Raw genomic sequence first — 7,729 nt, forward strand, 5'->3', positions numbered from 1 at the left:
ACCCGCGCCCCGGCGGGCCCAGCGGCGTCGCATGGTGGGCGGCGTGGGCATCCCCCGAACGTGTCAACAACCGAACGGCCGTATCCGGCCGACGAGGAGAGAACTCATGAGCTTGCTCGATCTCGCCCCAGTGATCCCGGTCGTGGTGATCGAGGACGTGGACAGCGCCGTGCCGCTGGCCCGGGCGCTGGTCGCAGGTGGCCTGCCGGTCATCGAGGTGACCCTGCGCACGCCGGCCGCGCGCGAGGCCATCGCCAGGATCGCCGACGAGGTGCCCGAGGCCACCGTGGGCGCGGGCACGATCCGCACCACCGAGGACATCTCGGCGTCCGTGGCCGCCGGGGCGGAGTTCCTGGTTACGCCGGGCACGACCCTGGCCCTGGTCGAGGCGCTCGATTCGAGCGGGGTGCCCTACCTTCCCGGAGCGGCGACCGTGTCGGAGGCGATGGCGTTGGCCGAACGCGGGATCAAGGAGTTGAAGTTCTTCCCCGCCGAGGCGGCGGGCGGCGTCCCCTATCTCAAGTCGCTGACCGGGCCGCTGCCTGACGTGCGGTTCTGCCCGACGGGCGGCATCCGGGTGAACACCGCTCCCGACTACCTCGCTCTGCCCAACGTGGGCTGCGTCGGGGGCACCTGGCTGACCCCGGCCGACGCGCTGGCGGCCTGGGACTGGAGCCGTGTCGAGAAGCTCGCCTCCGAGGCCGCCGCCCTCCGTTAGCTCGCGCGGCTTGCGTCCGTCGCCCCGGCTCGACGCGCGGCTCGGCTTACGTCCGTCCCCAGCTCGACACGCGGCCGGCTTACGTCCGCCCCTCCAGCTCGACGCGCGGGTGCGGCCGGCTCCTGAGCGACGCGCGGCTTCCGTCAGCTCCAGATCGAGACGTGGACGGGCGGGCGGAAGCGGTTGCGCGGGACGCCGTCGTCGGGCGTGCGCATGACCTGGGTGGCCGCCGGGGTCGTGAGGAAGTCCAGGAACGTGCCCGCCGTGGCCGGCCGGTTCGCGGGCTCCAGGGTCGTGGCGTACCAGTAGGACACGAGCGGGGTGACCGCGGTGTCGACGGCCACCAGTTCCCCCTTGCGCAGTTGAGCGGCGACCAGGTGCGCGGTCGCCGGCGCGACGCCCGCGCCCTCGGCGGCCGCCTTCCAGGCCGCGGTCTGGTTGGCGTAGACCCGTACCTGCGACTCGGGCACGCGTAACCGGCGCAGCACCCGGCTGGTGTCGCTGGCCGGGTCGGTGCCCGACGGGCCGACCAGCCAGTGGTCCCGGCGGCCGCGCGGCGCGCCGACCACGACCAGGCGGCAGCGCAGCACCGGCCGGCTCACCAGCCCCTCCCCCGCCGGCTGGGCCCCGAGTGCGACGTCGGCCAGGCGGCTGGACAGCAGCAGCGGCGCCTCCGCCGTGGCGGCCACGCCGGTCGAGGCGTCCACCGACTTGCGCTGCGTGAAGAGGCAGATCAGCGGGCCGGCGACGTACTCGGCGAGTACGTCGTCCATGACCACGTGCAGCGGGGCGGGGCGGCCCGGCTGGACGGCGGCGACCGCCTCCGCGCCCAGCGCGACGATCTGGGCCGCGATGCCCAGCAGCCGCCGGCCTCCTTCCGTCAGCACCATCCGGTCGCCGCTCCGGGTGAGCAGCGGGTCCCCGAGATGCCTGCGGAGCTGGGCGAGCGACTGCGAGACCGCGGGCTCGCTCACGCCCAGGGCGCGCGCCGCCGCCTTGACCGAACCCAGGCGGGCGACGAAGACGAACGTGCCGAGCTGGCTGAGGGTCACTCCCTCTTCATAGTTCCGGGAAGCGTATTAAGGAATCCCTTATTTGCGGATTGTCGCGGCAAATCGGTGGCAGCAATGTGCAGTCATGCAGGTTCCCGCGAAGTTCGAATACGAGAGGGCCGAGAGCGTGCCGCACGCGCTCGAACTGCTCGCACGGTACGGCCCCGAGGCCAGGATCGTCGCAGGAGGCCACAGCCTCATCCCGATGATGAAGCTCCGCCTGGCCCAGCCGGAGGCGTTGATCGACATCAACGGCCTGGCCGAGCTCGGGTGGATCGCCGTCGAGGGCGATGAGCTGGCCATCGGCGCGCTGGTGCGTCATGCGGAGCTCCTCGACGACACCACCGCCACCGACCTTTTCCCGATATTTCGGGATGCGGAGCGGGTTATTGCCGACCCGATAGTCAGAAATCGGGGGACCGTTGGCGGTTCCTTGTGCCAGGGCGACCCTTCCGAAGATTTATCAGCTGTTTTCTCTGCATTACGGGCGTCCGCCGTCATCCAGGGCGCGAGCGGCACGCGTACCGTCCCCATCCGGGACTTCCACCAGGGCCCGTACGAGACCTCGGCCGGCCCCGGCGAGCTGCTGCTCCAGCTCCGCGTGCCGATCGTCGGGAACACGGGCAGCGCGTACGAGAAGGTCGAGCGCCGGGTGGGCGACTGGCCGGTCGCCGCGGCGGGAGCCGTCATCACGCTGGAGGGCGGGCTCATCGCGCGGGCGGGCATCGGGCTGACCGCGGTGGGCGCCGAGCACTTCTGCGCCCCCGAGGCCGAGGCGTATCTCACCGGCAAGGAGCCCGGCGCGGAGACGTTCGCCGCGGCGGGCGGGATCGCCGCCGAGCACTGCGACCCGCACTCCGACCAGCGCGGCCCAGCGGACTACAAACGCCATCTGGCCGCCGAGCTGACCCGGCGCGCGCTGACCACGGCGGCAGGGAGGATCTGACATGCGGATCACGGTCTCGGTGAACGGGCAGCCGTACACCAGGGAGGTCGAGCCCAGGCTGCTGCTCGTGCACTTCCTGCGCGACGAACTGGGCCTGACCGGCACCCACTGGGGGTGCGACACCTCCAACTGCGGCGTCTGCACGGTGCGGCTCGACGGCGTGCCGGTCAAGTCGTGCACGGTGCTCGCCGTCATGGCCGACGGCCACGAGGTGGCCACGGTGGAGGGGCTGGAGCGGGACGGCGAGCTGGACGCGGTGCAGAAGGGGTTCGTGGAGTGCCACGGGCTGCAGTGCGGGTTCTGCACGCCGGGGATGCTGCTGACCGCGCGCTGGCTGCTCGACCGCGATTCCGACCCCGACGAGGGCCGCATCCGCGAGGCCATCTCGGGACAGCTCTGCCGCTGCACCGGCTACGAGAACATCGTCCGCTCCATCCGCTGGGCGGCCGAGGCGAGCTCCCGCGCCGCCGAGTCCGCGACGAGCCCGAATGACGCCGAGTCCGCGACGAGCCCGAATGACGCCGAGTCCGCGACGAGCCCGAATGACGCCGAGTCCGCGACTTCAAATGTCGCCGAGTCCGCGACGAGCCCGAACGTCGCCGAGTCCGCCAGGGAGGCCACCCGATGAGTCACGGACGGATGCACCGCAAGGAGGACGCCAGGTTCATCAGGGGCCGGGGCACCTACACCGACGACGTACGGCTGCCCGGCATGCTGTACGGCGCCGTGCTGCGCAGCCCCCACGCGCACGCCAGGATCGTCTCCGTCGACACCTCGGCCGCCGAATCCCACCCCAAGGTCAAGGCCGTCATCACCGGCGAGACCCTGGCCGGGCTCGGACTGGCCTGGATGCCGACGCTGTCGCAGGACACGCAGGCGGTGCTGGCCACGGACAAGGTGCGCTTCCAGGGGCAGGAGGTCGCGTTCGTGGTGGCCGAGGACCCCTACTCGGCGCGCGACGCGCTGGAGCTGATCGACGTCGACTACGACCCCCTCGACGCGGTCATCGACGCCCGCCGCGCACTCGAACCGGACGCGCCGGTCATCAGGGACGATCTCGACGGGCGTACGGACAACCACATCTTCGACTGGGAGGCCGGCGACCGGGCGCGCACGGAGGCCGTGTTCGAGCAGGCGGAGGTGACGGTCGCGCAGGACCTGCTCTACCCGCGCGTGCATCCCGCGCCCCTGGAGACCTGCGGCGCGCTGGCCGACTTCGACAAGGTCACCGGCAAGCTCACCGTCTGGTGCCCCACGCAGGCGCCGCACGCGCACCGCACGCTGTACGCGATGGTGGCCGGGCTGCCCGAGCACAAGATCCGCGTGATCTCGCCCGACATCGGCGGCGGCTTCGGCGGCAAAGTCGGGATTTATCCAGGATATGTGTGTGCGATCGTCGGCTCGATCGTCACCGGCAAGCCGGTCAAATGGATGGAGGACCGCTCCGAGAACCTCATGAGCACCGCCTTCGCCCGCGACTACCATATGCGCGGCGAGGTGGCCGCCACCCGGGACGGCCGGATCCAGGCGATCAGGGTGAAGGTGCTGGCCGACCACGGCGCGTTCAACGGCACCGCGCAGCCGACGAAGTTCCCCGCGGGCTTCTTCCACGTCTTCTCCGGCTCGTACGACATCGAGGCCGCCCACTGCGAGGTCACCGGCGTCTACACGAACAAGGCCCCGGGAGGCGTCGCCTACGCCTGCTCCTTCCGCGTCACCGAGGCCGTCTACCTGGTCGAGCGCATGGTGGACGTGCTGGCAGCCGAGCTCGGCATGGACCCGGCCACGGTCCGGATGCGCAACCTGCTCAAGCCCGAGCAGTTCCCGTACCACTCCCCCACCGGCTGGGAGTACGACTCCGGCGACTACCCGAAGGCCCTGCGCCTGGCCATGGACATGGCCGGCTACGACAAGCTGCGCGCGGAGCAGGCCGACAAGCGGGCCAGGGGCGAGCTGATGGGCATCGGCGTCAGCTTCTTCACCGAGGCCGTGGGCGCGGGGCCGCGCAAGCACATGGACATCCTGGGCCTGGGCATGGCCGACGGCGCCGAGTTGCGGGTGCACCCGACGGGCAAGGCGGTGCTGCGGGTGTCCTGCCAGTCGCAGGGGCAGGGGCACGAGACCACGTTCGCCCAGATCGTCGGGCAGGAGCTGGGCATCCCCGCCGACGACGTGGAGGTGGTGCACGGCGACACCGACCAGACGCCGTTCGGCCTGGGCACGTACGGCTCGCGCTCCACCCCCGTCTCCGGCGCGGCCACCGCGATCGTGGCCAGGAAGGTGCGCGACCGGGCCAAGATCGTGGCGGCCGCCATGCTGGAGGCGTCGGCGGAGGACCTGGAGTGGGCCGACGGCAGGTGGTCGGTCGTGGGCGACCCCGCCACCGGCAAGTCGCTGGCCGAGATCGCGCTGGCCGCGCACTCCAACCTGGAGCTGCCCGAGGGCGTCGAAGGCCACCTGGACGCGGTCACCGTCTACAATCCGCCCAACCTCACGTACCCGTTCGGCGCCTACATCTGCGTGGTGGACGTGGACCCCGGCACGGGGCAGGTGAAGGTGCGCAGGTTCGTGGCGGTGGACGACTGCGGGGTGCGGATCAACCCCATGATCGTCGAGGGGCAGATCCACGGCGGGCTCGCCGACGGGGTCGGGATGGCGCTCATGCAGGTGATGGCGTTCGACGAGGACGGCAACCACCTGGGGGCGTCGTTCATGGACTACCTGCTGCCGACCGCGATGGAGTGCCCGTCGTGGGAGCTGGGCGAGACCGTGACGCCGTCGCCGACGCACCCGATCGGGGCCAAGGGCGTGGGCGAGTCGGCCACCGTGGGCTCCCCCGCCGCCGTGGTCAACGCCGTGGTGGACGCGCTCGCGCCGTACGGTGTGCGGCACGCCGACATGCCGCTCACCCCGGCGACCGTGTGGCGTGTCATCAACGGCGACCCCTTCCGCACGGATCTGGCGATCCCATGAGCGAGTTCCTCGGCATGCCGGCGCCCCGTGCCAGGGCACGTGCCCGGAGCGGGGCGCCGGTCGTGGACCTGGACGCGGAGGCGGCCAGGCTGCGGTCCGGTCGGGAGCCGTACGTGCTGGCCACCGTCGTCCGGGCGCGGCGGCCGGCGAGCGCGAAGGCGGGCGACCGCGCGCTGGTGCTGCCGGACGGGACGATCGAGGGGTTCGTCGGCGGCGTCTGCGCCGTCGACACCGTACGGGCGCAGAGCCTGCGCCTGATGCGCACCGGGGAGGCCACGCTGCTGCGGATCACCCCCGAGGCGGACGCGCCGCACGAGGAGGAGGGGCTGGTCGCGGTCGGCCAGCCGTGCCTGTCCGGCGGCACGCTGGAGATCTTCCTGGAGGCCGTGCTGCCTCCCGTGCTGATCCACGTGTACGGCGACAGCCCCATCGCCCGGGCCCTGGCCTCGGTCGGCACGGCACTCGGCTACCAGGTCGAGCCGGCCACCGGCCCACCGGCCGAGATCGCCGCCGACACCTCCGCCGTGCTGGTCGCCTCGCACGGCGTGGGCGAGGAGCCGGTCCTGCAGGCCGCGCTGGCCGGGAACGTGCCGTACATCGGGCTGATCGCCAGCCGCAGGCGCGGCGCGGCGGTGCTGGCTCAGGTGGAGGGAGGCGAGCGCGTGCATGTTCCGGCGGGTCTGGACATAGGGGCCAGAACGCCTGGTGAGGTGGCCGTGTCGGTGTACGCGGAGATCATCAGGCTGCGCTGAGCGGGTATCGGAGTCGCGGCGGCCGGGTAGGCCAGGAAATGGAAACCCGCAGCCCTGGGCAGCCCCTTCCTGCTCCGCGAGAGCGAAAAGGACATTGATGCCGACGCAAACGGCCCGCCAAGTACAGCCGGAATCGGACGACCGCCCGATCACGCAGCCGGGCAGCCTGGAGAGGGGGATCGACATCCTGCTCGCGCTGAGCGTGGCCTCCCACCCGGTCAGCCTGGCCCAGCTGTGCCGCAGCACAGGGCTGCCCAAGTCGACCGCGCACCGGATCCTGGGGGTGCTGTGCTCGCGCGAGCTGGCCATGCGGGTGGGCAACGGCTACCTGCCAGGCGAGCTGCTGGAGTCGATGGCGGGCATCACCCGCGCCCGGGTGCCCGGCACCCGCACGGTGGTGCTGCCGTACCTGCTCTACCTGTACGAGACCACCAGGCAGACGGTCAACCTGGCCGTCCCCTCGGGGCTGGAGGCCCGTTACGTCGAGCGGCTCTACGGGCACAACCGGGTCCAATCCCGCTCCGACGGCCTGGACCGGGCGCCGCTGCACTGCACGGCGACCGGCAAGGCGCTGCTGGCCTTCGACCCGAAGCTGCGCGAGGAGGTGCTCGCGCGCGGGACGTTCGAGCGGCTGACGCGCCGGACCATCATCAGCCTGGCGGGGCTGGAGCGGGAGCTGGCCCAGGTGCGGCGGTACGGCGTGGCGTACTCACAGGAGGAGTTCACCGAGGGCGTGGCCTGCGTGGCCGCGCCGGTGTTCGGGCCCGGCGGGCGGATCTGCATGTCGCTCGGGGTGGCCGCGCCCGCCCACGCGGCTCCGCTGGCCAAGCTCGGCATCTCCGTGCGCGGCGCCGCTCAGGCCATCTCGGCCACCCTCCTCGGCATGTAGCGGCGTTCCGGTCACCGGAACATCTTCAGGAATCGCGGCCGAAAGCGTTCCACTGACCGAAACCTCCGATTGCGCCTACAGGTCCCTCGGCGATCACATCGGAATATGAACCTCCCTCCCGCTCCGACCACCCAGGAGGCGCCCCCGGTCCGGCGCCCCCGGGCCCGAACGCCGTCCCCGCGCCCGCCGGCCAAACCCCACCAACCCCGCAGCCCAGGGAAGGCGACACACCAGCCGGCCCGCACACGGCAAGCGGCCCACCAACCAGCCCACGCACGGAAAGGGGCATACCGGCCGGGCGACGCAGGATGCCGGACGAGCGACGCAGGGCAAGAGGCCCGCCAACCAGTCCCCGCGCGGAAAGGGGCGTGCCAGCCGGGCGACGCGGAATGCCAGGCG

General features: G+C 72.0%; 7 protein-coding genes. 6 read left to right on the forward strand and 1 reads right to left on the reverse strand.

Annotated features, from left to right (window positions below):
* The first annotated feature begins 106 nt into the window (after nucleotides 1-106).
* On the forward strand, nucleotides 107-718 hold the full coding sequence (gene eda / locus ITP53_RS36695) for a bifunctional 4-hydroxy-2-oxoglutarate aldolase/2-dehydro-3-deoxy-phosphogluconate aldolase (RefSeq protein WP_195900064.1): 612 nt from the start codon (nucleotides 107-109) through the stop codon (nucleotides 716-718).
* A gap of 143 nt (nucleotides 719-861) precedes the next feature.
* Here eda and ITP53_RS36700 read toward each other — a convergent pair whose 3' ends face one another.
* On the reverse strand, nucleotides 862-1,770 hold the full coding sequence (locus tag ITP53_RS36700; RefSeq protein ID WP_195900065.1) for a LysR family transcriptional regulator: 909 nt from the start codon (nucleotides 1,768-1,770) through the stop codon (nucleotides 862-864).
* 85 nt (nucleotides 1,771-1,855) lie between these two features.
* On the opposite strand from ITP53_RS36700, the gene ITP53_RS36705 reads away from it, so the two are divergent.
* From ITP53_RS36705 to ITP53_RS36725, 5 genes are all read left to right on the forward strand, one after another.
* Nucleotides 1,856-2,716 carry an FAD binding domain-containing protein gene (locus tag ITP53_RS36705; RefSeq protein WP_195900066.1) on the forward strand — a complete coding sequence of 287 codons (861 nt, stop codon included), beginning with the start codon at nucleotides 1,856-1,858 and terminating at the stop codon, nucleotides 2,714-2,716.
* Nucleotide 2,717: 1 nt separating this feature from the next.
* Nucleotides 2,718-3,344, forward strand: coding sequence for a (2Fe-2S)-binding protein (locus ITP53_RS36710; protein ID WP_407941372.1), 627 nt, complete (start codon nucleotides 2,718-2,720; stop codon nucleotides 3,342-3,344).
* Nucleotides 3,341-5,689: an aerobic carbon-monoxide dehydrogenase large subunit gene (locus ITP53_RS36715; RefSeq protein ID WP_195900067.1), complete on the forward strand. Its 2,349-nt coding sequence runs from the start codon at nucleotides 3,341-3,343 to the stop codon at nucleotides 5,687-5,689. Before ITP53_RS36710 ends, ITP53_RS36715 begins: the two co-directional genes overlap by 4 nt.
* Nucleotides 5,686-6,441 (forward strand): XdhC family protein, encoded by a 756-nt coding sequence (locus tag ITP53_RS36720; RefSeq protein ID WP_207756937.1) that lies wholly within the window; start codon nucleotides 5,686-5,688, stop codon nucleotides 6,439-6,441. Before ITP53_RS36715 ends, ITP53_RS36720 begins: the two co-directional genes overlap by 4 nt.
* Before the next feature lie 97 nt (nucleotides 6,442-6,538).
* Nucleotides 6,539-7,330 (forward strand): IclR family transcriptional regulator, encoded by a 792-nt coding sequence (locus ITP53_RS36725; RefSeq protein WP_195900068.1) that lies wholly within the window; start codon nucleotides 6,539-6,541, stop codon nucleotides 7,328-7,330.
* Nucleotides 7,331-7,729: the final 399 nt, after the last annotated feature.

The organism is Nonomuraea cypriaca, assembly GCF_015645445.1.
In the GTDB taxonomy this organism is placed as follows: Bacteria; Actinomycetota; Actinomycetes; order Streptosporangiales; family Streptosporangiaceae; genus Nonomuraea; species Nonomuraea cypriaca.